Origin of the sequence: Shewanella carassii, from assembly GCF_002777975.1 — a bacterium.
Classification (GTDB): Bacteria; Pseudomonadota; Gammaproteobacteria; order Enterobacterales; family Shewanellaceae; genus Shewanella; species Shewanella carassii.
The window spans coordinates 230,935-255,497 of record NZ_NGVS01000031.1; the positions used below are offsets into that span (position 1 = coordinate 230,935).

Below are 24,563 nucleotides of genomic sequence, written 5' to 3' on the forward strand. Positions count from 1 at the left end.
TAGCTCTCAGGCGTTTTACCTCCACCTGTTTGCGCATGGCGCGTGGATGACAAAGATTTGATGCAGTTCCGGATCCGTAGCGATTGCGCTTGTGTTAACAACTGGATATCAAGTAATTTGGAAGCAAGACTTTGTTGCCCGTGCGGCGCATCTTTTCCAAACGCGCCAATACTGGCTGTAAACCATCAGGATGATGAGTATGTTTCAAGCCGATAAGGTATCTAAACAACAAACCGCCTTTCTGCGTAAACTCTATCTGGCCCACCTGATAGACGATAACCAACATAATTTGTTGTCCTTACAGAAGGAAACCGGCATGCCGCGCCGCACCTTGCAGGATGCCATTGCCGCCTTCGGTGATATAGGTATTCAAGTGGACTTTATTCAGGATGGGCGCCGGAATAACTCAGGACACTATCATATTCGTACCTGGGGGCCGATTAACAGCGCTTGGGTCGGCACTCATCTGGAGCAGATCCGCGCCTTGCTGTTCCCCGAGGCCTGAGTTTTTATGGTGGGAGGGGCTGTGAGGTTCTCTTCTATTCCGGCCACTTTAAGTGGTCATTGTTTTGGGGCTCATCCTCTGTGAGGACTTGGCGCCGCTCGCAATTTTGTGCCCCGAATGTCGCTTATTCTCGCTAGATAAAATCAGATAAAAGCAAAACTCAGCCAGCTCAGGCCAAGCAAAACCCAAGGTAACCACAACAAACATTTGGTTAGGGCATTGCTGGACGGTTTTTCCTGTGTCTCAGCGTCGTCATCTGCACAGTGTTGAAGCCGAGTTTTCTGCCGCAGCTCTTGCTTGCGAGCCTTGTCCCTCTCTCTGGCCTTAATCTTCTGCTGCTTCTTGTATTCGGCAATGCCTTTCTCTATGCCTTGGGCGATCAGTTTAGTTTGCTCTTTGGTCTGGCCCGCCTTTTGAGTGGCTTTGGCTATACGCATGGCTTCGGATTGGGTCTCGGTAGAAATAGGTTGCTTTTTGCTCATGGTGACTTGGGCTGTTGACTGACGACGAGATTATACCCGCCCGCCGAGAGATGACCACAACCGTGCCTGTGACTTGGCCCATATTGTTGGGGGAGGCGTCGGTATCTTGCCGCGGTCGACATCCAACAAGCTTGGGGCGTGCGCTGTTGGTTCATCTGGGCGCGGGAAACCTTCCCTTTGCTGGACTCACCGGCGCTTTGGCGCCACAATCCTGATTAACAGTCATTGTCTGGATTTTCGCTTGTCTGCTCCTCAAATCGCTTCGGCTCGGATCCTGCCCTGGATCCTGAGCTTTCTTAAGCCTTATCGTTTGCGGGTCGCCCTGGCGCTGCTGTTTCTGCTGCTGGGGTCACTGGCCTGGCTGGCCCTGGGACAAGGGGTTCGCTTGATAGTGGATGAGGGCTTTATGGCCGACAACTCGGGCCGCCTCAACGAAATTGTGTTGTTTATTCTGGGGATCACCCTGGTCAGTGCCGTGGCCGTGTTCTGCCGCTTTTATCTGATGACCTGGCTCGGTGAGAAAGTCAGCAACGATATTCGCCGCTTGGTGTATCACAGGTTACTGGAACAAAGCCCGGTGTTTTTCGCCCGCTTGCGCACCGGGGAGATCATCTCCCGCTTTACCGCCGACAGTACTCTGTTGCAGACAGTTATCGGTTCTAGCCTGTCGATGGCACTGAGATCTTCAGTGACCACTATAGGTGGCTTGGTGATGATGGCTTTTACCAGCATCAAGCTCACGGCCTTGGTGCTGCTGGCCGTGCCGCTGGTGTTGGTGCCTGTGGGCTTACTCGGGCGGCGGGTACGCAAGCTTGCGCGCACCAGTCAGGACAGTGTCGCCGATCTCGGCGCCTATGTGGATGAAACCTTGCATGAGATCCACACGGTACAATCCTATGGTCACGAGGCTCACGATCGCGATAATTTTGACGGCTACTTGGCGGCGGTGATGCGCGCAGCCAGTGGCCGCATCCGCTATCGCTCGGCGCTGATCTCCTCTGTCATGTTGCTGACTATCGGCGCCATAGTGGCTGTGACCTGGGTGGGGGCCAGAGACGTAATGGCCGGAGTGGTCAGCGCCGGTGAGCTGTCGGCATTCATGTTTTACGCCATGATGGTGGCCGGCGCCGTGGCCACCATAAGCGAAGTGATAGGGGATATTCAGCGGGCTGCCGGTGCCAGCGAACGCTTGATGGAGCTGGCCGAGTCCAAGGCAAATATTGCCGAGCCGGCCAAGCCGCTGGCGCTGCCCTGTCCGCTCAAGGGAGAACTCAAGATAGAGCAGCTGAGTTTTGCCTATGATGAGGGCGCAGCTGTGCTTGAGGATCTTAATATCCATATTCAACCCGGTGAACGGGTGGCTCTGGTTGGGCCCAGCGGCGCCGGCAAGAGTACGTTGTTTCAGCTGCTGCAGCGTTTCTATCAGCCGAGTTGCGGCCGCATTCTGCTCGATGGTGTCGATATCGCTTCTGTATCATTGGCGAGCCTGAGGGCACAGTTTGCCCTGGTGCCCCAGGAGTCGGTGATCTTCGCCACCAGTGTGCTGGAAAATGTGCGTTATGGCCGCCCGGAGGCCAGCCTGGAAGAGGTGGTTGCCGCCTGCAAGGGCGCCAGAGCTCATGAATTTATCAGTGAGTTTGCCCAGGGGTATGATACCTATTTGGGTGAGCGTGGCGTGCGCCTTTCCGGTGGTCAAAAGCAGCGAATTGCCATTGCCCGCGCCATCTTGGCCCGCAGGCCTATACTGCTGCTCGATGAAGCCACCAGTGCCCTGGATGCGGTCAGTGAAGTCAAGGTCAAGCAGGCTTTGGATGAGTTGATGGCGGGACGAACCACGCTCATCATAGCTCACAGGTTGGCGACAGTGCTCAATGCTGACCGTATTCTGGTGCTGGAGCGGGGGCGATTATTGGCCAGTGGCAGCCACAGCGAGTTGATGCAAACCAGCCCGCTGTACCGTGAGTTTGCCAGTCTGCAGTTGCTCGCGCCCGATAGTCTGGCCGGGAGCTCACACGAGCCCGGGCAGGCATCATCGCTGGCTTGATCTCAGCGCTTCTGTTTTAAATAAATAATCAGTCCAGTCACCGCCAGTAATAATAAGGCGATCGCCGCCAGATCCATCAGATAACTGCCGGCAGCGCCGAAGATTCGGCCGCTGTGCAGATCCTGAAGAACCCTGTGCCAGGACAGGCGACTGGCGCGAATATCTCCGAGCAACTGCTGCGTTTGTATCTTTGCCCCTTCGAGTGGTTTTATCCAGGGGAGGGCCACCAGGCTGGTGGCCGCTTGCCAATCCAACAGTTCGCTGTCGCTGCGATATTGGCCCCGGGGTGTTTTCAGCCAGACACTGCCGGGCTCGACCGCCATGGCGTTTATCTGCGGCGGCAAACCTGTCAGCTCGGTTTGGGTTTCCAGCACAGCAAGATCCTGGCTCAAAATCGTTAAACTGTTTCGGGTCAGCAGCAGCCACTTGTCTTCAAAGGGAGCTATGGCCAGTATCTCATCGGTTTGCTCGGCTAGCGGCGTGCCGGCTATCCAGGCCTGTCCCTGACTGCTGCCCGCCAGCGGCTGGGCTTGCCAGACTTTGACATCTTCCGGGGCGCCAATGCCGTAATAGTCTTGCAGCCATTGCCAGTGCACGCCTTGGGATAGGTTCAGCTCACGGCTGTGATTCAAAGCCAGGCCGGTCAGAGTCAGCAGCAACACAAGCACACTGCTGATGATGCCAATACGTCTGTGCCAGGGGCGCAGGGTGCGCAGGAGACGGACTCGAAAGTCCGGATGTTTACGTGTCATCTGGGCTCGCTGTTTTGTTGCAGGCTGTGTTGTTGCAGACCGTGTTGCAGGCTGAGTTGCTGGTCAAGATAGAGGGCGATGCGGGCCAGTTTGGTTAGGGCCCTGACGGAAAGTGTCGCTCCGGTAATGCCATCTATATGTTTGTCCAGCTGTTTATCTTTTGTGAGTGTTGCCGATTTAAATTGATCGGTAAAGAAGTCGTGCCTGACCTCATCACCGCGGCTCTCGCGGTAGATAAGCACCTTGGTGCGATAAATCTGTCCATGGCGCACCTGAATGCCAACCGTGATTGGCGCTTCTTTGCCTATCTCCTCGAGGATCCAGACAGTGTCGTCTCCCTGCTGCCAATAGCGGGTACGCAGCGGCCGAAAATCGTGGGCCAGTATCTCTTCTATGATCTGGCGTTGCTCGGCGCTGAACCAAAAGACTTTGGCTTTCGCTTGACCTTTACCTTGGGAGCCCAAGGCCTGGGTGACAAAGTCTGCCGGGCTTTGGTAAACGCTTTGCGCCGCTTGGGTTTGAGCGAACGGCAGCAAAAACAGTGAGAGTAGTGCAATAAGAGTCTTCATAAATGCCTCAACGAGGGTGCCCCAGAGGGCACCTAAAGATCATCAGAACTGATAACCTACGCCCAGATTGAACCCATCTGAGTCTGACTTACCGCCACGTTTTTCGTAGTCGGCCTTGAACACCACATTCTCGTGCAACCAGTAGTTGATACCCACATTGGTTTGAGTTTCTTTGGTGTCTTGATTGTCACCGGCATTGTTGTCCCATTCGTTGTAGCGGGCGAAGATGCCGAACTGCTCGTTAAAGCGGTAGGACGGCTCTATATACCAGCCATTTTGCTTGTCGCGACCCAGGGCTTCTGCTTCAAATCCATCTATGTCCCACTCGGCATAGAGGGCTCTGATGCTGAAGTTTTCTATGTGGTAGATGGCGTGCGCCGACCACATCAGAGCCGAGGCGGTGTCTACACTGGCTTCGCCTTGAGTCAGATCCGATTGGTACTGAACCGTGGCGGCCAGCTCCAGACCGGGAACGGCTGTGTATTTCACCCGGCCGGTATAGGCCAGATCGTCAGCCTTGGCCTCGGAAACCTTTTGGCGACCGCTTCTTGGCTTATAGGCATTTTTACCTGTGGTAGGGACATTCAGGCCCGAGGTCACGGCCGCATCGAAGGCCAGTCCGGGAGCCGCCTGGATATTCATTGCCAGACCCGCTTCCCACCAGGTAGCCGGGAGTATGTCTTTCTCAACCGGGTTGCGCTCGACACCATAAAATGCCGGTGGCTCGTGGGTTTCATTGATGATGCCAACCGGCATCAGGAACAGACCCGCCTTGGCAGTCAGTGCTTGGTTGAAGTCGTGCTCTATGTAGGCCTGCTCCAGCTCGACTTCGCCATTTTGACCATCGCCTGAGATGGAGTGCTCCACTTCCAGCTCGGAGAAGAAACGGGTGTTTTCGGTAAACTCATGGCCGAAGAAGAGCACGAAACGGTGGAAGTCGAACTCTTTCTTATCCTCGCCCAGCTTGTTGTCTATGTTGTTGTAGTGCAGCTCGCCATAGCCGCCAATAGTGGTGGCGGTTTTTTGCGGGGTGGCATCTACCACCTCGGCGGTCTGTTCAACCCGCTCAGCAGTTTGCTCGACCCGCTCGGCAGTTTGTTGCTGACGCTTTTCGGTTTCTGCCAGACGGCGCTCCAGATCCTTGAGGACCTTTTGCTGCTGTTCGATGATTTTGCGTAGCTCCTGAGTCTCGTCCGAGGCGAATGCCTGCGGGCCGCACAGGGCTGTCAGTAGCGCACTGGCAATGAGAGTTTTCTTGATCATCTTGGTTCCCGTTGTGATGTTACTGTTGTTGAAATCGAGCGAATTCTAGCAATTGATTTAATAAATGCAAACGATTTGCATTTATTGTTGTGATCAAAGTTAACAAATGTCAGCGTCTGTAAACCGAGTTGTTATTGTTGAGGTTTTGCCTGAAAAACTGGCTTTACAAAGTAAGCTTTTGATCTTTTGAGCAAAGTAGTAAGGCTGTATTTGAGTTATCCAGCAGAGCTTGGAACCATTTTCGGATAAAGTCGCTGAAGTGCGATTGCTTGATTTTTAAACATTTAACCTTGGCTGGAAGTCAAGGCCAACAGATCGGGTGAGTTATTTGTCAAAAGGCGGTTAAACTGATAAACCTTTTTATTCCGGTTAGCCTTGGCTTTGTGAGTGTTCGAATAAGATGTTTCTAGTTGATTATTTTAAAAGAGAAAATAACCAAATAACCATAGGCCGCAAGCAGGCCAGTGATTTTGCCAAGGGAGTCGCAGGGGATTTCAATCCTATCCATGATGAGGATGCCAAGCGTTTTTGCGTTCCAGGCGATCTTCTGTTTGCCCTGGTGTTGAACGATTATGGCCTTAGCCGCCGGATGCTGTTCAAGTTTGAAGGCATGGTCGGTGACGGCGTATGTCTGCATTTTCCTGGTGACCAGGGGGCCGAGCTGGCGATAGAAGATGAGCGCGGCAAACGCTACCTGAATGTCCATCGCGAAGGTGAAACGCGCCACTGCGAGCGGCAACTGGAGTCATTTGTCCGCAGTTATGTGGCTTTTTCCGGTCTCAACTTTACCCATGTTTTGGTGCCTTTGATGCGCGAGCATCAGGTCACCATTAATCCGGCGCGGCCCTTGGTTATCTATGAAAGCATGGGGTTTGAGCTGGACACCCTGGAGTTTGAGCAGGTTAAACTGGAGCTGATTAACAGCAATCTCAAAGTCGATGGCAAACGCGGCGATGTGACGCTGGATTTCGCGCTTATCAGTGATGATAAACAGGTAGGAACCGGACGTAAGACCTTGGTACTCAGTGGCTTACGTCCTTTCGACGAGGCGGCAGTGGAGGCCATGGTCAGTGAGTATCAGGCGCGCCGCGATGGCAGCTGGAATGGCGGCGGCTCGCAGACAAACGCTTGAATTCAAACTGCGTTGGCTTCTGAGTCCTGTGCCAGCTCACTTTCGACTCGATTACGCCCAAGCTGCTTAGCCTGATACAGGAGTTTATCCGCAGTATCAGTCAGTTGACTGAAGCTTTGGCAACCGTCGGCGTCCAAAGCCACTCCCTGGCTAACGGTGAGTCTCAGTGGCTCGCCATTTTCCAGGGTGAATATGTGCTCGGCCACGCTTTGCCTAAGGGTTTCGGCAACAGACACAGCGTCATTCAAGCCGGTATTGGGCAGCAATAACATAAACTCTTCACCGCCAACCCGAGCCAGCAGATCATCCTTCCGCAGCAAGGCTTTCATCACCTTGGCCAGTTCGATCAGCACTCGGTCGCCGTTATTGTGGCCATGAGTGTCATTGACCTTTTTGAAGCTATCTATGTCGAGCGTGATTAACGCCAGCGGGCCATGTCTGCGCTGGACTTTGGCAGGCAGCAACAGTGTTTTTAGCCGAACAAGCAGCGTGCGCCATTTGGACAGGGATTCTAGGCCTTTATCCTCTGAAGCTTGATGGTACAGCAACCAACCGGCCAGATAGCGGCGGTTATAGAGGCCGGTGAGGCTGTCGGTCTTGGCCAGCAGTCCCCACTTCAAGCGTGAGCGATTGAGCCAGAGAATGATGATAGTGGCCAGTAACAGCAGCAACAGGATGATGCTGCTGATGATATTGAGTTGATTCAGGGTAGTACGGTTGGTTTCCAGCTCCAGTTTTTGCAGTACGTTGTTCCAGTTGAGATCCTGGTTTTCAAATTCGAGACGTTCTAAGTTAAACAGTAACTGCTGGCGATCCAGATTACTGACCAACTCCTTGGAGCTGTATACGGCGAAGCGTTGCTGGTACTGCTCCAGCACCTCGTAGGCACGCTTGAAATTACCCAATCCGGCAAAGCCTTCGGCGCTGACCTTTAACAATTCTATCTGGGAGCGTAACAAGATTTGCTCCTTGGTCAAGCCGATAAGCAGAGGGTCGACATAGACGGCCATCTCGGCATACTGATGCTTGTTGAGTAACTCTTGGGCCTTGAGCAGTTGAAAGCGGCTGGTATAGAGGGTTGAAGTCTCGCGATATTGCAACTTGTCGGCCAGTTGCAGGTGCTTTGCCATGGACGACACATCCCCGGAATCCCGGTACTTTAGCGCCAGTTCTACATTGATGCGAAAGCGATACAGGCCGTAACCCAACACTCTGGCCAGCTCCAGCGCAGCTTGGTATTTGTCGATGGCGGCTTCTGCCTGGCCCTGACGTTCAGCCAGCTGCGCCAATTCCAATTGCACCAGCATCTGGTTGTAGGACATCCTTCTGTCCTTGAAAAAATTAAACGCCTTCTTGAGTAGTTTTTCTGAGCGCTCAAAGCCGTTGAGGCGCACCAGAAGTTGGCCCATGCCAAAGGAGATCCGTTCAAGCAACTCCTTGTCCTGGCTCTGATCGGCAGCGTCCAATGACAGCATCAGGCTGGCGTAGGATGCATCCAGCTTGCCCTGTTGTTCAAGCGCCTTGCTTTTCAGCAGCAGGGCTTCGGCCTGCAACGCCTTGTCGGCCGAATTTTGCTGACTATCTATTACTTTTTGCAACTCGCTGATGGCCTGTGTGACCTTGCCGGTTTGCAACATCACCTGTACCAGTCTCAGCTCCAGCTGGCTATGTTCGCTGGTTCCCGGAACCGCCAGTTTCAGGCCCTCTTTGGCGGCTTGCTCGGCGGCGGGTATCTCATGCAGCAGCAGAGATACTGTCGCCTTGGTCAGGTAAAAACGGGTCAACAGAGGCTTGGGCAGGTCTTTGAGTTGTCCGCCTTCCATCTCATGCAGTTGAGCCTGCGCCCTTTGTGGCAAGGAATAGAGCTGGCTTTCAGCCCCCTTAAGCAGGCGGGAGAATTGCTCTGCATTGGCCGCCGATAGGCTCGGGCTGGCCAGTATAATCATTATTGCTATCCATGGCAGGCAGAAGCGTTTCTTCATACTCTTGGTGCTCTTTGAATCGAAAATGTCTGATACAAGTGATATTGGGGAGGGATTATCGCGTTGGCGGCTTGGGTTTGTCTAATTATTCACGGACGACTACTTAAGTTTGGGAATTGTCTGATAGAGCCGCTGCGCCCGCAGGAGCGAGGTGATCAACAAGTGAGGGGAAAGGTTGGTTGCAGTAAAACAGCGCCGATAGCAGCAGATTTTGCTTGGCTATCGGCGCTTGTGGATCAGTTTTCTACTAGCGTTTGATAGGAGCCGTCGTTGGCTGGGCAGTTTTCAGTTTGCTGCTCCAGACGGCTTATTTTGACTTCGGCTATCTGGTGCTGATTCATCGCCGTCACCTCAAAGCGCCAAGGCATCAGAGTCAGTACGCTACCTGCTTCCGGGATTCGGCCAAAGCGCGCCAGCAACATGCCCGCCAGGGTGACGTACTCGTGATTATGGCTCTCGAGTTCATCGCAGCCCAGTAGCTTCTCCAACTGATGCAGGTTAATGCTGCCGCGAGCGCGCCAACCATCACCATCGATACGGATCTCTTCGGCCTCATCTTCCTGGGGCAGCTCGCCGACTATGGCTTCGAGAATGTCGTGGCCGCTGACCAGTCCCAATAGCGCTCCGAATTCATCGGTGACCAGTGCCATGTCGGCCTTGGCGCGTTTCAGCTCTTCCAACAAACGGAACACGCTGATGCTTTTCGGCACTATCACCGGCTTGTGGCCGGGGCGCAGACTCTGCAGCGGCCGTTGTTGTTCTATGGCGGCCAGCAACTCCTTGGCACTGACCAGTGCCACGACCTTGTCTATGTCGCCGTCACACAGGGGGTACTGGCTGAAACTGTCGCTAAGCAGTTGCTGTTTTATCTGCTCGGAGCTGTGGCTGAGGTTAACCCAGCTTATTTCGGCCCGCGGTGTCATAATGCTCTTGATGCTGCGCTCGGCCAGAGTCAGCACCTCGCCGACCATGTTGCGTTCATCTTCACCAAAGCACTTACTTAGGGCGCGCTCGTCTTCGGGCAACTCTTCATCTTCTTCAATTTCTTCAAACTGCTTCTTGCCGCCCATCAACTTAAAGATGGCGTTGGCCGTCCTGTCCCTCAAGGGTTTGCGGGCCTCTCGTTGTTCGAACCTGCGTTGCCCCAACTGGTTGAAGAACTCGATCATGATGGAGAAACCTATGGCGGCATACAGATAGCCTTTGGGAATATGGAAACCAAAGCCTTCGGCCACCAGGCTGAAACCTATCATCAGCAGGAAGCTGAGACAGAGCACCACCACGGTTGGGTGGGCGTTGACAAAGCGAGTCAGCGGTTTGGAAGCCAGCAACATCACGGTCATGGCCACCACTACGGCTGTCATCATCACCCAGAGTTCATCCACCATGCCGACCGCAGTGATGATGGAGTCGATGGAGAATACCGCATCCAGCACCAATATTTGGGTCACAACTATGCCAAAGCCGGCATAGGCGACTTTCTGGCCAATTTCCGGCTCTTTGGACTCCAGCCTTTCATGCAGTTCGCTGGTGGCCTTGAACAGCAGGAACAGACCACCGGATATCAGGATCAGATCCCGTCCGGAAAAACTGAAATTGGCAAGGCTGAACAGAGGTTGGTTGAGGGTGACCAGCCAGGACACCACGGCCAACAGGCCAAGGCGCATCAACAGGGCCAGCGACAGGCCTATGACCCGGGCTTTGTCTCTTTGATGTTGAGGGAGTTTTTTAACCAGAATGGCAATAAATACCAGGTTGTCTATGCCGAGAACTATCTCGAGGATGATAAGGGTAAAGAGTCCGATCCATATGTGTGGGTCGAGCAAAAGTTCCATAGTGGTGAACCAAGGGCTCAAATTGGGTTTAACTTGAGCCTATTGCAGCATAACTTGGGTGGAATGCTGAATTAATTTTGGTTAATCATTTTTGAGCACAACAGAAGGTGAGTGCAACATTATGTCTACACCATTCGGGGCGTTGAGCTGTGTTTGGTTTTTTGAAACGCAAGATTTCTTAAAATTATTAAAACTATCAATTTGTTACATTTATTTTTGGTTGAATGAACGTCAGTGCTGGCTATTCCAAATGCCTATTGGGGCTTAGTTACTTGACTGGGCCATTCATGGCTATCTATCAGCTGGATAACCCTAAAGCCTATCATCGGAGAGAATCAATGGACTGGATACAGAGAGGTGTAGCGGCATTTTTGTCCCTTGCTGGGGGCGCCGCCACTGTGGCGTGATTCAGCCGCGGCTTTTTCCCTCAAGCACTTTGAAGCGCACTAAAAATCAGGCATAGTGCGCTCTGGTCATTTGCGCGAGACTCAAGGATGACTGTGAGAACTTTTCTTTCTCGATTAGGATGTTGTAGCCAATGAGTTTGTCTGTTTATCAGTTGAAATCCCGCTTTCAGGGCCTACTGAGGCCACTGGTTGCCCGCCTGTATCGGCGCGGCGTCAGCGCCAATCAAGTCACGTTGTTGGCGGCGCTGGGTTCTATACTGCTGGGAACCCTGTTGCTTATCTGGCCTCATCCTTGGCTCTTTGCCCTCATCCCGATTTGGATGCTGAAAAGAATGGCACTCAATGCCATAGATGGCATGTTGGCCCGCGAGTTTGGGCAGCAATCCCGTCTCGGCGCCTATCTTAATGAGCTCGCCGATATTGTTTCGGATGCGATACTCTATCTGCCTTTTGCCTTGCTAGGTGGTGTGGAACCTGCACTGGTGATCGCCTTGACCTTACTGGCCATAGCCAGTGAATATGCCGGGGTGCTAGGCCTGATGGTGGGAGCCGAGCGCCGCTATGATGGCCCCATGGGCAAGAGCGATCGCGCGTTTGTCTTCGGTATTCTGGGGCTGGCCGTCGCCTTGGGTTGGTTGACGCCATTCTGGCTCAATTTGATCCTGTCATTGGTGCTCCTGTTACTCTGCCTGACCATATTCAACCGGGTAAAATCCGGTTTGAAGCAGGGCGAGAGCGCAAGTTAAGTTGGTTATCAAAGGAATGAAATATATGGATAATGCCGCAAGGGTACCCGAGGAACACTTTTTTACTACCCATGATGGATTCCAGCTGTTTTATCGTTTCTGGCCGGCGCAGGAAACCAATGAACAAGAGGATCCCGGGGCCGTGTTGCTGTTTCACCGTGGCCATGAACACGGTGGCCGAATGGCGCACCTGGTGGATGAACTGGCGCTGCCTGAGCAGGCTTTTTTCGCCTGGGACGCCCGTGGTCATGGGCAATCACCGGGCGCCAGAGGCGACAGTCCCTCCTTCGGTACCAGTGTCCGCGACATTCAGACCTTTGTGGAACACATAGAGCGCAAACATGGATTCAGCCAAGAGCAGCTGTGTGTGGTGGCCCAAAGTGTCGGCGCCGTGCTGGCCAGCACCTGGGTGCATGACTATGCGCCTGCTATTCGTGCGCTGGTGCTGGCGTCGCCGGCCTTCAGCGTCAAACTCTATGTGCCTTTTGCTATCCCTGGGCTCAAGCTGCTGAGGAGCCTCAAGGGCAACTTTTTCGTCAACAGCTATGTTAAGGCCAAGCTGTTGACCCATGACCCCGCCAGACAATACAGCTTTGAGACAGACCCACTGATCGCCAGGCCGATCTCGGTCAATGTGTTGTTGGGACTCTATGATGCCGCCGAAAGGGTGGTAGCCAATGCCCAGGCGATTACTGTACCGACTCAGGTACTGATCTCGGGTGCCGACTATGTGGTTCGGCGCAAGCCGCAGCAGCAGTTTTTTGAGCGCTTGGGTTCCCAGCGTAAAGAATTGCACCTGCTGCCCGGTTTTTACCATGACACCCTGGGAGAGCTGGACCGGGCCGACCCGATAGCCAGGATCAGACGCTTCCTGCGGGCCAATATCGCCTCGCCGCAGGCGGCTGTGAATTTGTTGCAGCAAGATAAATTCGGCCCGAGCTGCGCCGAGAGTGAATCGCTCGCCGCCCCTCTGCCCGAGGCTTCCTGGCAGGCCAAGTACTGGCAAGCCACCCGCGCAGTGATGAAGCTGGGGGAGAAATACTCAGAGGGCATCGCCTTGGGGTTCGAGCGCGGCTTCGATTCGGGCAGTACCCTGGACTATGTCTATCGCAACACACCCTCCGGCAAGGGGGAGTTTGGCCGCTTTGTCGACAAACAATATCTCAATGCCATTGGCTGGCGCGGCATACGCCAGCGTAAACGCCATATCGAAGAGCTGCTGGCGCAGGCGCTGTCGACGCTGAGAAAGGAAGAAAAGCCGCTGCATTTGATGGATGTGGCCGCCGGACATGGCCGCTATCTGCTGGAGAGCCTGGCGAACAGCGATATCAAGCCCGATTCTGTGCTGCTGCGTGATTACAGTGATATCAATATCCGCGACGGCCGCGCCCTCATCGATGAGCTTGGTCTCGGTGACATAGTGCGTTTTGAAAAGGGCGATGCCTTCGACTTTGATTCGCTGGCGGCGGTCGAGCCCAAGCCAACCCTGGCGGTAGTCTCGGGCCTTTACGAGCTGTTTGGTGACAATGAGATGGTGTCCCGCTCCCTGGCGGGTATTGCCGCGGCGCTGGCGCCCGGAGGCCTGCTTATCTACACGGGCCAGCCCTGGCATCCGCAGCTGGAATTCATCGGCCGGGCCCTGACCAGCCACAGAGACGGTCAGCCTTGGGTGATGCGTCGCCGCAGTCAGCAGGAGATGGATCAACTGACCAAAGCCAACGGTTTTCACAAGTTGACTCAAAGAGTGGATGAGTGGGGCATATTTACCGTGTCCATGGCGCGTAAGGCCGACTGATGCCTGAGTTGCCCGCCCGTCGACGCGAGGTCGGCACCATTCGCCGGGGCCTGCTTTGGCTGGCGTTGTTGGCACCGTTTTTCTTTGCCAGCTATGGTTTTGCCAATTGGTATGCCTCGCAGCAAAGTGAGGTTCCCAGTCTGGTGTTTTCCTGGGAGCGCGCCATTCCGCTTTGGCCCTGGACCATAGTGCCTTACTGGTCGATAGATCTTCTCTACGGCCTGGCGTTTCTGCTCCCCCTCAGCCGCAAGGGGATAGACAGACTGGGGCTCAGGCTGCTGAGCGTACAGCTTCTGTGTATCGGCTGTTTTCTCATCTGGCCACTTAAATTCAGTTTTGAGCGCCCGCCGCTCGATGGCGTTTTTGGTGGTTTGTTCGATCTCCTGATGGGGTTTGATAAGCCTTTCAATCAGGCGCCCTCTTTGCACATCGCCCTCTTGGTGGTGCTCTGGAGTGAATACAGTCAGCGGGCCAAGGGCGCCTGGCGTTATCTGCTCCATGGCTGGTTTGCCTTGATTGGCCTGTCGGTGCTGACGACCTGGCAACATCATTTTATCGACCTGCCCACAGGGCTGGCGGCCGGTCTGTTCTGCCTCTGGCTGTGGCCACGAAATTCGTTCAGCCGCTTGAGTTTGACGAGGGAACCTTGCAGGCTCAAACTGGCAGCGGCTTATGGCGTGGGCGCCGTCTTGCTGCTGCTCGCGGCCTTGCTCTGGCCCATGAGTCTCTTTGGCATGCTGCTGTTTTGGCTGGCCTTGGCGTTGGCCATGGTGGCGCTCAATTATCTCCTGTTTGCCGCCGCGGGTTTTCAAAAGAGTGGGCTGGGCCATCCCAGCTTCGCCAGTCGCTGGCTGTTGTTACCTTATCGTTTGTTTGCCTGGCTCAATATCCGTTTCTGGACCGGTGGCCAGGTGGCGGCGCAAGAGGTGCTGTCCGGGGTTTGGCTCGGGCGCATGCCTACCATGAGTGAAGCGCAGCAATATGATGCCATATTGGATCTCTGCGCCGAGTTGCCTTTCCCCTATTCGGGCAAGGCCTTGCTGACACCCGCTCGGGGGATGACCGAAGGCAAGCTCAAATGGTATCAGCCCATGCCCATGCTGGATTTATGCTTGCCGGATGAACAGGACTGCCTGGAAGCGGTCAGGCGGCTCGAGTGTTTGCGCACCTCAGGTACTCTACTTGTATGTTGCGCCTTGGGTTATGGCCGTAGCGCCTTGGTATTGGCAGCCTGGTTGCTGCTGAGCGGTCGGGCCGGCAGTGCCCAGGATGCCGCAAAGATGATTGCCGCAGTCAGACCCAAGGTGGTTTTCAAGCCAGAGACTCTGGCTTACCTGGAGCGGCTCAAGTCCGGTTTTTGCCCGCCAGAGGTGCAACATGCCTGAGTCGCAGCAGCGGGATCTGGCAAAATTGGTGGCCACTTTATTGGGCAATGCCGCGCCGCTGCGCTGGTTCAGTGCGGTTTTGATGTTGGCACCTTTGCTGCTTCTCTGGGGCGGCAAGCTTCAGGGATGGCCGGAACTGCTCAGCGCCCTGTTGATGGTGCTTTTCGGACTGGCCGGACAGTATTTTGGCCTCAGAGTAGCGCTGGATGCCAAGCTGTTTGCCGCCCTGGCAGGGGAGCATTCCTGCGAACGTCTGGATCACAGCATGCAGCAGCTCGGCTGGCTTAAAGAAGAGCAGGCCGGTCGCAGCATGCTGCTGCGCGCCCAAGGGGCGCAGGCGCTGCTAAAGCGCCTGTTCCTTTGCTTTGCCGGGCAGGCCGCCGCGTTGGTGTTGTTACTCGTCTGGCGCTTTTTCCTGTAAGAGGAGTTTACCCTTATCTATGGATACCCTAATCGGCTGGCTCGCGGGATTGACCGCCTTTGGGATCACCTCGGCGGCCAGGTTGGTCACCGGTGCCCGCGCCCTGTGGCTTGGCTGCCGCGCCAATCACAATCAGCGGCTCTACTTTGCCAATCACAGCAGTCACGGTGACTTTGTGTTGCTGTGGGCATCACTGCCTGCCTTGCTGAGACGCAAGACACGTCCGGTTGCCGGCGCCGAGTATTGGCAGAAGACGGCGCTGAGGCGCTTTATTATTCAGCGGGTATTCAATGCCGTGCTTATTCCAAGAGAGAGCCATGGTGAGGGCAATCCCTTGGCGCCGGCGGAAAAGGCGCTGGCTGAGGGCGACTCGCTGATCTTCTTCCCGGAGGGGACCCGTAATCTGAGCGAGGCGCCATTGTTGCCGTTCAAGAGTGGAATCTATCATCTGGCACACTCGCGCCCGGATCTGGAGCTGATCCCCGTGTGGATTGCCAACCTCAATCGCGCCATGCCCAAGGGGCGTTATCTGCCGTTGCCGCTGCTCTGCACTTTGAGTTTCGGCACGCCTATCAAGCTGCAGCCGCAGGAAACCAAGGTGGCCTTTCTCGAGCGTTTGCGTTTGGCACTATTGGCGATGTCACGGGAGGAAGTATGAACCAGACACTGTGGTTGTTTGCCGGTATCGGCCTACTGCTGGTGGTAGCGACCCTGATAGGTCGTTTGCTGGCCTGGCGTAAGGGCAACAACGCCGTTATTGCCAATCTCAATGCCAGAATCGATGCCTGGTGGATGATGGTGTTGGCCATAGGCATAGCTTTCCTGTTCGGACTCTATGGGGTGATATTGCTGTTTGCCCTGGTATCTTTCTATGCGCTCAGGGAGTTTTTAACCCTGACACCGACCCGGGCCAGCGATTATCCAGCCCTGGTCGCCGCCTTCTATTTTGCCTTGCCGGTGCAGTATCTGCTGATCGCCATCCATTGGTACGGCATGTTCAGTATCTTTATTCCCGTTTATCTGTTCCTGCTGATGCCGATTCTGGCAGCACTTGGCGGCGATACTACACGTTACCTTGAGCGTACCGCCAAAGTGCAGTGGGGGCTGATGATAGCCGTCTATTGTGTCTCGTCAGTGCCGGCGCTGATGACCTTGAAGATAGAGGGCTATGAAGGGCGTAACTTGCTGCTGATCGCCTGGCTCATTCTGGTAGTGCAACTCTCCGATGTGTTGCAATATTGCTGTGGCAAGCTGTTTGGCAAACGCAAGGTGGCACCCAAGCTGTCGCCCTCCAAGACCCTGGAAGGCTTGGTCGGTGGGGTATTGCTGGCGACGCTGGTGGGTACCTCGCTGTTCTGGATCACCCCATTTACCCCCTGGCAGGCGGCAATCATAGCTTTACTGGTGAACCTGCTCGGCTTTGCCGGAGGACTGGTGATGTCGGCCATCAAGCGTGACCGCGGCGTCAAGGATTGGGGCCATATGATAGAGGGCCACGGCGGCATGCTGGATCGCATGGATTCTGTCTGTTTTGCTGCGCCGGTTTTCTTCCATGTGGTGCGCTATTGGTGGGTGTGACCTTTCTATAAAGTCGAAGACTCATAGCGGATAAATGCGCTTTTTGTTGTTATTTGTCGGCAGTAAGCTGGGGCTATTCCAAAGTGAAGGAGCCCAATGATGAAAATATTGCAAATACTGCCGGCGCAACCCACCTCTGACGGCGATGGGGTCAATATCAGCCGGGTCGCCGATTTTCAGGCTCTGGCGCTGGATCCCTATCTGATGCTGGATGAGATCCGCTCCGACGATGAACGCGATTATCTCGGCGGTTTTCCGCCGCATCCCCACCGCGGTATGGAAACTTTTACCTATATCCGCAAGGGCGGTTTTGAGCACAGGGATCAACTGGGCAATGTCCGCGCCATCCGCGAAGGCAAGGTGCAGTGGATGAGTACCGGCCGTGGTGTGGTCCACTCCGAAATGCCGCTGGCCGATGCCAAAGAGGGGCTGCATGGCTTTCAGATCTGGCTCAATATGCCGGCCAAGGACAAGATGCGGCCGCCCAGGTATCAGGACAGCGCTGCCGATGAACACCAACAGCTTGAAACTGACGGCGCCAGCCTGAGACTGCTGGCCGGTGATTGGCGTTTCGCCGGTACTGAAGCCAGTGCTCCCTTGACCGGGTTGGCCGGCGATGCGGCGATTGCCGATTTGACGCTGGCGCCTGATGCCCAAGCCGAGTTGGATCTCAGTCATCTGGGGCGACTGGCGCTCTATCTGCACAGTGGTGTATTGCAACTGCCGGATGGCAAACAACTGGCCGCCGGTAATATGTTGCAGCTCGATAGTCGTTATCCTCTCGAGCTGCAAGCCGGTTTCAAGGGCGCTGGCCTGCTCATTCTGGCCGGTAACCCCATTGGTGAGGCCGTGGTGCAGATGGGGCCTTTTGTGATGAATACCCAGGCGGAGATCCTGCAGGCCATTCGCGACTACCAAAACGGTGATTTCGGTGAGATCCCATCCGGTTCCGTTTAACTGACATAGGCAACAGACGGCTGCTTTGCTGTGGCCGCCTCTTGCCTTTTATTCGCCTAAGCAGCACATCAGTACTGATACAAATGTAAATTTTTAAGATTTTTTCGTTAAAAAGTCATTTGGGATGTGATGCGGTTAACCTGTGATAGGTTTTGTCCAAGCCCACCTTTGATTGATTTTAAAGGTTAGCCTGAGCCTGATTGTTTGCCCCCCTCTTAAAAAGTTACCAAAAGTTAAACTTGTGGTGCTTTTTACAAAACATCCTTATTACCTTGGCTGAATTTTGGCTATCTTGTCGGGAAATATTTTGCCTGTAACAATTATGAGAATCATTCTCATTGGTCAGGTTTTATATGCAATACCCAGCACCTTCTGCCGTGGCTTTGGCTGTGGCTGCCGTACTCTTTTGCGCCGCATCCGGCGCCGAAACGCTAAATAAGCAAGCGCCCTCTTCGGATGAGTCGCCGGAGACCCGCGCGGTTGTGACAGTCAAAGACAGAGCCGATAACGGTTTGGATGGCAAAAGCACTCTGGATGAGCAGATGATCCGCCGTACCCCTTCGGCTGATGGCAACTTGAGCGACTTGGTCAAATCCAACCCTGCGGTGCGCCTGGAGGGGCTGGATGAAGGGTTTAGTGGCGGTGAAATCAAACCGTCGAAGATCTCCATCTATGGCGCCGAGTCTGAACAGACAGCGTTTCTTATTGATGGCATCAATATCAACAACGATCTGGATCCTAGCTCAGGCCTGTTTGACGGCAGTGTCGGGGTCTTGCCGGGGATGAGCTCAGAGCAGGCCTATTTTTTCGATGCCGCCATGCTGGCCGGGATCACCGTTTATGACAACAATGTGCCAGCCAGCCTGGGGGGCTTTACCGGCGGGGCCGTAGTGGCAGATACCTTAAGCTACAACGGCGTCAACGGCGGCCAGCTGCGTTACCGTACCAGCCGCAGCAGTTGGACCAGCCAGAAGGTCGATCCCAACATCAACGAGTTTTTGCAGCAGGCCAGGCCCGACGGCGGTAAGGCCATCTATCAGCCCGATTTTGTTAAACACAGCTATTCGGGGCAGTGGCAGCAGGGGATTAACGACGAACTGGGCATGGTGCTGGCCTTTGGTCAACGCCGCTCCAGCATTCGCCAGAGCCGGATCATGGATGCAGAAGGCACGGTTGATTCTCAGGATCAGAGTCGTAGATCGGACAACCTGTTGTTGAATCTGGCCTGGACGCCGGATCCCTTGACCCGAATCGACTGGGACTGGCGTTATTCGGCCTACCGTGAAGGCCTGTTTATGGGCGAGAACATAGACAATGATTTTGAAGACAGCCACTCGGCACTGGGGGCGACCCTGAGTCTGGAGCGGGAGTTCAGCCTGGGAAGTTTGTCCCTCAAGGCGGCCTACGACAGCTTTGAGGATGAGCGTCACTCCCAGAGTGATACTGTGCTGGTGATCAGTGATGCCGATACCGGGCTGGATTACCAGAAGGGGGGCTATGGCGACAGTCGTCTCAAGCAGCGAAATCTGCAACTGCTGGCCGATGTCAGCTTCAAACGCTTCTATTGGGGCGATGTCAGTCACAGCCTGGAAACCGGCTTGAGTTTCCAGCAGACCGACTATGATTTTTACCGCCCAAGGGAAGTCAATCAGGAGATCCGCTTGATAATGTCGGGCATGGAGATGCCGCTCGATGAACAAACCGTATTGGCCGGCAGCATAGACACCCGCCACCGCAACTCGGCGGCTTATCTGCAGGACACCATTAAATTTGGTTCCTGGCAATTTCGCCCCGGGTTGAGGCTTGAGCATGATGACTACCTGGATAATCTCAACCTGGCGCCGCGGCTGGCACTCAACTGGGATGTCGTCGAGGGCACCCGGGTGGATATCGGGCTTAACCGTTACTATGGCCGCTCTTTCGCTTCGATGAAGCTGGCGGATGAAATACTTAAACTCAGCCAGGATCACACCCGCAGATACGAGAGCATCAAGGATCTGAAAACCCCCTTCTCCGATGAGTTGACTCTGGCGCTGCACCAGAATCTGGGCAATTTAAGCCTGAGCGGTCGCTATACCCTGAGGGACTATCGCGATCGCCTGGTGACCCATAGAAGCCAGGTTGGCAGCGTCAAGGTGGACGACTATCGCAATGGCGAAGACTACAAGGTTCATGTCTATACCCTGCAACTGAATAACATAGCGCCGCTGACCTTAGGTGCCAGTCAATGGGAGTGGTCGCTGGCGGCCGATTGGCTGGAGACAGATCGCAACGATCTTGATAAGGCGATGAACCCGGATGAGGCGGTGATGCTCGATGGCGCCGTGATGAGCCGTCGCCAGATGGAGCAGGAGGTCAACTCATCCGAGGAAGAGTGGATGGTGCGTCTTGGGTTGGATATGGAGTTACCGGCCTGGAATATCACCTGGGGCAACAAGCTTTACGTCAAGGCGCCGGTACGGGGATATGAGTCGGTGAACAGCCAGGCGGCGCTGGAGATGTACCGCAGCTATGACTTCGGCAGTCACACCCAGTGGGATAGTCGTATTCGCTGGGAGCCGCAGGCGCTGGGTGGAGAGGTCTATCTGCAGCTGGATATCAACAATGTGCTTAATCAGGTGCGCCAGTATAGCCTCAAGGCCAACCAGAACGGCGAATACGGCCTCTATACCCCAGGGCGTCAGTTCTGGCTGGAAGTGGGTTATCGCTTCTAAACCCTGAATGGTAGTGATGGGCAGCTTCACCGGAAGCTGCTTTTTTGTTGAGTTCTGGAAATCCTGAGATGATTGTTAAAACACGATTCGGCCGCCTGATGATGGCGGCGATGGCCTGCCTGCTGGCGGCCTGTCAAACCAGCGAGATGCTGCCTCTGAACAGCGATCCTGACTTGGTTCAGGGGCGGTTGGACAATGGCTTTCGCTATTATCTGGCCCCCAACGATGCCCCGGCCAAACGCGTGTATCTGCGTTTGGTGGTCAACGCCGGTTCCATGCATGAAGATGACGACCAAAGGGGCGTGGCCCATATGGTCGAGCATATGGCCTTTAACGGCAGTAAGCACTTTAAGGGCAACAGCGTCATCAACGCGCTGGAGGATGCCGGGCTGAAGTTTGGCATAGATGTCAATGCCTTCACCGACTTTGAAAATACCGTCTATCTGCTCAATCTGCCGGATAACCGGCCGCAGACTCTGGAGCTGGCGCTTAGAATTATTGCCGACTGGGCGGCAGAGGTGAGCATTGCCCGCGATGATCTCGATGCCGAGCGTGGCATAGTGCTGGAGGAGTGGCGGGCAAGGCTTGGGCCTATGCTGCGTTTGGGGGACAAAAAGTCTGCCATCGAAATGGCCGGTTCCCGTTATGCAACGCGCGATCCCATAGGCGATCCCGAAACCATACGCCAGGTATCCGGCAAGCGGGTGGCCGACTTTTATCGCCGCTGGTATCGGCCGGATAATATGGCGCTGGTGGCGAGCGGTGATATAGATGTCGCCAAATTCCAGGCCATGGTCGAGCAATATCTGGGAGCTATGCCTGCGGCGACGACACCACTGGAAACCGTGGACTTTGGCATACCGCTGCAAGACGGTCTGAGGGCCGCCAAGGTGCATGAAGTCGGCGCCGAAGAGCCAGCGCTGGAACTGAGCTTTTTCTCGCCGCTTGAGGCGGATTATTCGCGGGCCGGTTATCGCCGCGAGCTGGCCGAGCAGATAGCCGGGCGTATGCTGAATCTGCGTCTGCAACAATGGGAGAAGCAACATCAAGACTGGCTGCTGTCGGGCGCTTTCTTCTCCTCGGCCATCGGCCGCGAGACCAGGCAGAGCATTTTCACCTTGCAGCTCAAGAAGGGGGAGTACCATAGCGCGGCTAGTGCACTGTTTGATCTTCTGGCCACCCTCAAGCAGCATGGTTTCAGCGATAAGGCGGTGGCCTCCCAGCTGAAACGCCAACTGAAATTGGAACAGCGCCGCGCCGATAAGGCGGTTTACAGCATAGATATTGCCGGCGACCTGGTCACTACCGCTGCCAATCTCGACCCCTGGCTGAGCTATAAAGACAGAGCCAGGCTCAACCTGGAGCTGATTGGCTCGCTGACGACCGAGGATATCAATCAGGCGCTGGCGCGTTTAACGGCGCCAAGTTCCCGCTTATTGCTGCAGACTCTTGGGGCGGGGGAGATGTCGGCACTGACGAGTGCTGAAGCCAATGCATTGTGGCTGCAGAGCATGAGCAGGCAGCACAGCGACTTTGACGCCGGGCAACAGACCACTGAGATGCCCGAGTTCAAGGCCGAGGTCGGCAGCAGTCGCTTTATCGGTGAAGCCGCCGATGGACGCCTGAAGGAGTATCGACTCAGCAACGGGTTGCGTCTGGTATTCAGCCAATCTGATCTCAATTCGGGTGAAGTGCACTTCAAGGCCTTGACTGTCGGGGGGATGGGCAGCCTGGCGCCTTCGGAGGCGCAAAAGCTGCGTCTGGCGGTGAACCTAGCGGATGAGTTCGGTGCCGGCGAGGTGCCGCAGCAGGCGATCGACCACTATGACAGCGACTATCCTCTGGTGCTTTCCAGTTTGCTGGACGGTCAGACGCAAGGCTTTTCCGGCTGGGCCCACAGGGATGATCTGGCGGCGTTGTTGCAGCTGTTTCGCTTCAAGTTGCAGCAGGTACAGTTTGCATCGAATGCCTTGAAGCTCTGGCGCGAAGAGTATCAGGCGACCCGGGCACAATATGCCAATGATCCAGGGGAACAGTTTGCCCGCACCATAGATGCCAAGCGCTATCCCGGAGTGCCGACGGTTTACAACCCGGATCCCGAGTTGCTGACGACCCTGACCGAGGATGAGCTGCTGGCCGATTATCGCCGTCACATGCTGGGTAATACCGACTTTATTCTGTTCTTTGTCGGCGATATCGACGAGGCACGCCTCATTCACTTAGCCGAGCAGTATCTGGCGGGGATTGAGGTAAAAAGGGAGGCGCGCAAGCAATACCAAATTCGGCCGGCGACCCCAAAGGAGCGTCTGCAGATGCCTGTCTCCAGTGAGCCCAGAGCCGAAACAGAGGTCTATCTGACCTCCTATCCGCAGCCTTGGTCAGCAAAGCAAGCCTATCAGTTGTCGCTCATGGGGGAGCTTATTCAGGAGCAGCTCAGGCTTAAACTCAGAGAGGAGGCCAGCGGCGTTTATGGGGTAACCGCTTGGTTCTGGCAGGAGCCGGGGGAAGACTTCGGCTCGGGCCGTATCAGCTTCAGCAGCGATCCGGAGCGGGTCGATGAATTGATCCAACAACTGCATCTGGTGCTCCAGCGGATGGCTGATGAGGGCGTATCGCCCCATTCGCTGGAAAATAAGCGCCGTCAACGTCAGGACAGGCTGCAGCGGGAGCTTAAATCCAATCTCGGTTGGCTGGAGGCGGTCAGCCAAAGCTATATGACAGTGGGCGGGCCGCAGCAGATAGGGCAAAACATTCGCTTCAATGAGGAGGTCACAGCCGCTGAGTTGAATAGCCTGCTTAAGCAGTTTATCCGGCAAAGCCGGGTCTTTGAGGCTGTGATGCTGCCAGCAAGTCAGTAAAAAACAAAGCGCCACAAAAGTGGCGCTTTGTTTAGAGAGTCTGGGCCGCCGCAAACGCTTAACCCTTTGGCGCTTGTCAGCTCTGCAATATCTTGAGTGGCAGTCCCAGCATGTCATCTCCGCTACCCGCCAGATGCCAGATAACCGCCACCAGGGCGGCCACGGTTAACAGATACCAGATAAGGGAAAACACTTGCCCATACCTGTCCAGCGGCAACAGATGGCTATGATGACGCTGTTTCCACTCAAATAGAATCTCGGCGCTGCCTATCAGCAACAGGAACCCCAGCAGCGCCAGCCCCAGACTGTAGCTAATAAATACTCCGATAGCGGCACCGACAATACAGGCGATAAGGCCGATGGCGCTGTTCATTGAAAAGCTGATGCTCTTGAGAATATGTCCGCCGTCCAGCGGCAGAATTGGCAACAGGTTGAACAGATTGAGTAAGGCGTTGAAGGCCGCCAGACCGGCAAAGAAGGGATTGCCAGTGATCCAGTAGGCCACGAGTGCCACCAGCGACATCAACAGGCCAAAGGTTGGCCCCATGATGGAGATCACCACATCTTGCCAGCGGGTGTTGATCTTCTCATCGGACAAGGCCAGGCCGCCCATAAAGGGAATGAGGTAGATACCCTTGGTTTTCATACCAAAATACTTCATCGCCCGGATATGGCCATACTCGTGAAACACCAGACAGGCAATAAGGGCCAATGCAAACTGCAGTGAAAACAGCCAGGAATAAGCGGCAATACTGGCCCCGGCCAGTACGACTTTGATTACCTTGGCACTCTTGAGCAGCTTAAAGCCCAGAGACACCAGCCCCACCAGACTCAGTTTCTGTTGTTTCACCGGCGCTATGTCTGGTGTTTGCCGCTCAATATCTTTGCTATCGCGCCTGCCTTCAATCGTGACTTGCTCATCGATGAGCAAACGATAGCTCAGCTCAAAGGGTTGCCAGTTGAGCTGGGTTTGTAAGCAGACCTTGATGCTGCTGCCATCGGTGCGACTAAGGCTGAACTCATGACAGCCGGTGCCTTGGTCATTGGCGCTGGCAGCTTGTTGTGAGACCAATTGGTTATCCCAAAAGAGTTGCTGCCAACCGGCCATGGAACCTTCCAGCCTCAGAGGCTTACCTAA

General features: G+C 55.0%; 19 protein-coding genes. 12 read left to right on the top strand and 7 right to left on the bottom strand.

Annotation, left to right across the window (positions count from 1 at the left end; genetic code table 11):
* Nucleotides 1-199: 199 nt before the first annotated feature.
* Nucleotides 200-505, top strand: coding sequence for a winged helix-turn-helix domain-containing protein (locus tag CBE72_RS15735; protein WP_373289265.1), 306 nt, complete (start codon nucleotides 200-202; stop codon nucleotides 503-505).
* A gap of 143 nt (nucleotides 506-648) precedes the next feature.
* Here the strand turns inward: CBE72_RS15735 and CBE72_RS15740 are convergent, their stop codons facing one another.
* Nucleotides 649-987, bottom strand: a complete 339-nt coding sequence (locus tag CBE72_RS15740) for a DUF2956 domain-containing protein (RefSeq protein ID WP_100144860.1) — start codon at nucleotides 985-987, stop codon at nucleotides 649-651.
* A gap of 241 nt (nucleotides 988-1,228) precedes the next feature.
* Between CBE72_RS15740 and CBE72_RS15745 the strand changes: the two genes are divergently transcribed.
* Nucleotides 1,229-3,031: an ABC transporter transmembrane domain-containing protein gene (locus tag CBE72_RS15745; protein ID WP_268239860.1), complete on the top strand. Its 1,803-nt coding sequence runs from the start codon at nucleotides 1,229-1,231 to the stop codon at nucleotides 3,029-3,031.
* Nucleotides 3,032-3,033: 2 nt separating this feature from the next.
* Here CBE72_RS15745 and CBE72_RS15750 read toward each other — a convergent pair whose 3' ends face one another.
* Genes CBE72_RS15750 through CBE72_RS15760 form a run of 3 tightly spaced genes read right to left on the bottom strand, consistent with a single transcriptional unit; the run spans nucleotide 3,034 to nucleotide 5,615 of the window.
* A complete protein-coding gene (locus CBE72_RS15750; protein WP_100144862.1) occupies nucleotides 3,034-3,783 on the bottom strand; it encodes a PepSY-associated TM helix domain-containing protein in 750 nt (249 codons plus the stop codon).
* The gene (locus CBE72_RS15755) at nucleotides 3,780-4,352 is read right to left on the bottom strand and encodes an FMN-binding protein (RefSeq protein WP_100144864.1); all 573 of its coding nucleotides are present in this window, start codon (nucleotides 4,350-4,352) and stop codon (nucleotides 3,780-3,782) included. The genes CBE72_RS15750 and CBE72_RS15755 overlap by 4 nt, the downstream gene beginning before the upstream one ends.
* 42 nt (nucleotides 4,353-4,394) lie before the next feature.
* Nucleotides 4,395-5,615: a porin gene (locus tag CBE72_RS15760; protein ID WP_100144866.1), complete on the bottom strand. Its 1,221-nt coding sequence runs from the start codon at nucleotides 5,613-5,615 to the stop codon at nucleotides 4,395-4,397.
* A 400-nt stretch (nucleotides 5,616-6,015) separates the two neighbouring features.
* Here CBE72_RS15760 and CBE72_RS15765 point away from each other — a divergent pair, with 400 nt between their 5' ends.
* On the top strand, nucleotides 6,016-6,747 hold the full coding sequence (locus CBE72_RS15765; RefSeq protein ID WP_100144868.1) for a DUF3581 domain-containing protein: 732 nt from the start codon (nucleotides 6,016-6,018) through the stop codon (nucleotides 6,745-6,747).
* A 2-nt stretch (nucleotides 6,748-6,749) separates the two neighbouring features.
* Here the strand turns inward: CBE72_RS15765 and CBE72_RS15770 are convergent, their stop codons facing one another.
* On the bottom strand, nucleotides 6,750-8,693 hold the full coding sequence (locus CBE72_RS15770) for a GGDEF domain-containing protein (RefSeq protein WP_157929100.1): 1,944 nt from the start codon (nucleotides 8,691-8,693) through the stop codon (nucleotides 6,750-6,752).
* Nucleotides 8,694-8,965: 272 nt separating this feature from the next.
* Entirely contained in the window at nucleotides 8,966-10,564 is a 1,599-nt protein-coding gene (locus tag CBE72_RS15775; protein ID WP_100144872.1) for a TerC family protein, read from the bottom strand.
* A 538-nt stretch (nucleotides 10,565-11,102) separates the two neighbouring features.
* Here CBE72_RS15775 and CBE72_RS15780 point away from each other — a divergent pair.
* From CBE72_RS15780 to CBE72_RS15820, 9 genes are all read left to right on the top strand, one after another.
* Nucleotides 11,103-11,717 carry a CDP-alcohol phosphatidyltransferase family protein gene (locus CBE72_RS15780; protein ID WP_100144874.1) on the top strand — a complete coding sequence of 205 codons (615 nt, stop codon included), beginning with the start codon at nucleotides 11,103-11,105 and terminating at the stop codon, nucleotides 11,715-11,717.
* A 25-nt stretch (nucleotides 11,718-11,742) separates the two neighbouring features.
* Nucleotides 11,743-13,512, top strand: coding sequence for a bifunctional alpha/beta hydrolase/class I SAM-dependent methyltransferase (locus CBE72_RS15785; protein ID WP_100144876.1), 1,770 nt, complete (start codon nucleotides 11,743-11,745; stop codon nucleotides 13,510-13,512).
* Complete coding sequence (locus CBE72_RS15790) at nucleotides 13,512-14,897, top strand: phosphatase PAP2/dual specificity phosphatase family protein (protein ID WP_100144878.1); 1,386 nt, start codon at nucleotides 13,512-13,514, stop codon at nucleotides 14,895-14,897. Before CBE72_RS15785 ends, CBE72_RS15790 begins: the two co-directional genes overlap by 1 nt.
* Complete coding sequence (locus CBE72_RS15795; RefSeq protein WP_025889731.1) at nucleotides 14,890-15,318, top strand: hypothetical protein; 429 nt, start codon at nucleotides 14,890-14,892, stop codon at nucleotides 15,316-15,318. Before CBE72_RS15790 ends, CBE72_RS15795 begins: the two co-directional genes overlap by 8 nt.
* A 19-nt stretch (nucleotides 15,319-15,337) precedes the next feature.
* A complete protein-coding gene (locus CBE72_RS15800; protein WP_100144880.1) occupies nucleotides 15,338-15,976 on the top strand; it encodes a lysophospholipid acyltransferase family protein in 639 nt (212 codons plus the stop codon).
* A complete protein-coding gene (locus CBE72_RS15805; RefSeq protein WP_025008904.1) occupies nucleotides 15,973-16,896 on the top strand; it encodes a phosphatidate cytidylyltransferase in 924 nt (307 codons plus the stop codon). The genes CBE72_RS15800 and CBE72_RS15805 overlap by 4 nt, the downstream gene beginning before the upstream one ends.
* 99 nt (nucleotides 16,897-16,995) lie before the next feature.
* Nucleotides 16,996-17,853 carry a pirin family protein gene (locus CBE72_RS15810; protein WP_100144882.1) on the top strand — a complete coding sequence of 286 codons (858 nt, stop codon included), beginning with the start codon at nucleotides 16,996-16,998 and terminating at the stop codon, nucleotides 17,851-17,853.
* Between the two features lie 353 nt (nucleotides 17,854-18,206).
* Nucleotides 18,207-20,567 (top strand): TonB-dependent receptor plug domain-containing protein, encoded by a 2,361-nt coding sequence (locus tag CBE72_RS15815; RefSeq protein ID WP_100144884.1) that lies wholly within the window; start codon nucleotides 18,207-18,209, stop codon nucleotides 20,565-20,567.
* Nucleotides 20,568-20,635: 68 nt separating this feature from the next.
* Complete coding sequence (locus CBE72_RS15820) at nucleotides 20,636-23,425, top strand: M16 family metallopeptidase (protein WP_100144886.1); 2,790 nt, start codon at nucleotides 20,636-20,638, stop codon at nucleotides 23,423-23,425.
* Nucleotides 23,426-23,501: 76 nt separating this feature from the next.
* Here CBE72_RS15820 and CBE72_RS15825 read toward each other — a convergent pair whose 3' ends face one another.
* Nucleotides 23,502-24,533 carry a site-2 protease family protein gene (locus tag CBE72_RS15825; protein WP_229672000.1) on the bottom strand — a complete coding sequence of 344 codons (1,032 nt, stop codon included), beginning with the start codon at nucleotides 24,531-24,533 and terminating at the stop codon, nucleotides 23,502-23,504.
* Nucleotides 24,534-24,563: the final 30 nt, after the last annotated feature.

Bases quoted from the DNA above. Each gene is read 5' to 3' on its own strand.
- CBE72_RS15735 (WP_373289265.1), top strand. From the start codon at position 200: ATGTTTCAAGCCGATAAGGTATCTAAACAACAAACCGCCTTTCTGCGT.
- CBE72_RS15740 (WP_100144860.1), bottom strand. From the start codon at position 987: ATGAGCAAAAAGCAACCTATTTCTACCGAGACCCAATCCGAAGCCATG.
- CBE72_RS15750 (WP_100144862.1), bottom strand. From the start codon at position 3,783: ATGACACGTAAACATCCGGACTTTCGAGTCCGTCTCCTGCGCACCCTG.
- CBE72_RS15755 (WP_100144864.1), bottom strand. From the start codon at position 4,352: ATGAAGACTCTTATTGCACTACTCTCACTGTTTTTGCTGCCGTTCGCT.
- CBE72_RS15760 (WP_100144866.1), bottom strand. From the start codon at position 5,615: ATGATCAAGAAAACTCTCATTGCCAGTGCGCTACTGACAGCCCTGTGC.
- CBE72_RS15765 (WP_100144868.1), top strand. From the start codon at position 6,016: ATGTTTCTAGTTGATTATTTTAAAAGAGAAAATAACCAAATAACCATA.
- CBE72_RS15770 (WP_157929100.1), bottom strand. From the start codon at position 8,693: ATGATTATACTGGCCAGCCCGAGCCTATCGGCGGCCAATGCAGAGCAA.
- CBE72_RS15775 (WP_100144872.1), bottom strand. From the start codon at position 10,564: ATGGAACTTTTGCTCGACCCACACATATGGATCGGACTCTTTACCCTT.
- CBE72_RS15780 (WP_100144874.1), top strand. From the start codon at position 11,103: ATGAGTTTGTCTGTTTATCAGTTGAAATCCCGCTTTCAGGGCCTACTG.
- CBE72_RS15785 (WP_100144876.1), top strand. From the start codon at position 11,743: ATGGATAATGCCGCAAGGGTACCCGAGGAACACTTTTTTACTACCCAT.
- CBE72_RS15790 (WP_100144878.1), top strand. From the start codon at position 13,512: ATGCCTGAGTTGCCCGCCCGTCGACGCGAGGTCGGCACCATTCGCCGG.
- CBE72_RS15795 (WP_025889731.1), top strand. From the start codon at position 14,890: ATGCCTGAGTCGCAGCAGCGGGATCTGGCAAAATTGGTGGCCACTTTA.
- CBE72_RS15800 (WP_100144880.1), top strand. From the start codon at position 15,338: ATGGATACCCTAATCGGCTGGCTCGCGGGATTGACCGCCTTTGGGATC.
- CBE72_RS15805 (WP_025008904.1), top strand. From the start codon at position 15,973: ATGAACCAGACACTGTGGTTGTTTGCCGGTATCGGCCTACTGCTGGTG.
- CBE72_RS15810 (WP_100144882.1), top strand. From the start codon at position 16,996: ATGAAAATATTGCAAATACTGCCGGCGCAACCCACCTCTGACGGCGAT.
- CBE72_RS15815 (WP_100144884.1), top strand. From the start codon at position 18,207: ATGCAATACCCAGCACCTTCTGCCGTGGCTTTGGCTGTGGCTGCCGTA.
- CBE72_RS15820 (WP_100144886.1), top strand. From the start codon at position 20,636: ATGATTGTTAAAACACGATTCGGCCGCCTGATGATGGCGGCGATGGCC.
- CBE72_RS15825 (WP_229672000.1), bottom strand. From the start codon at position 24,533: ATGGCCGGTTGGCAGCAACTCTTTTGGGATAACCAATTGGTCTCACAA.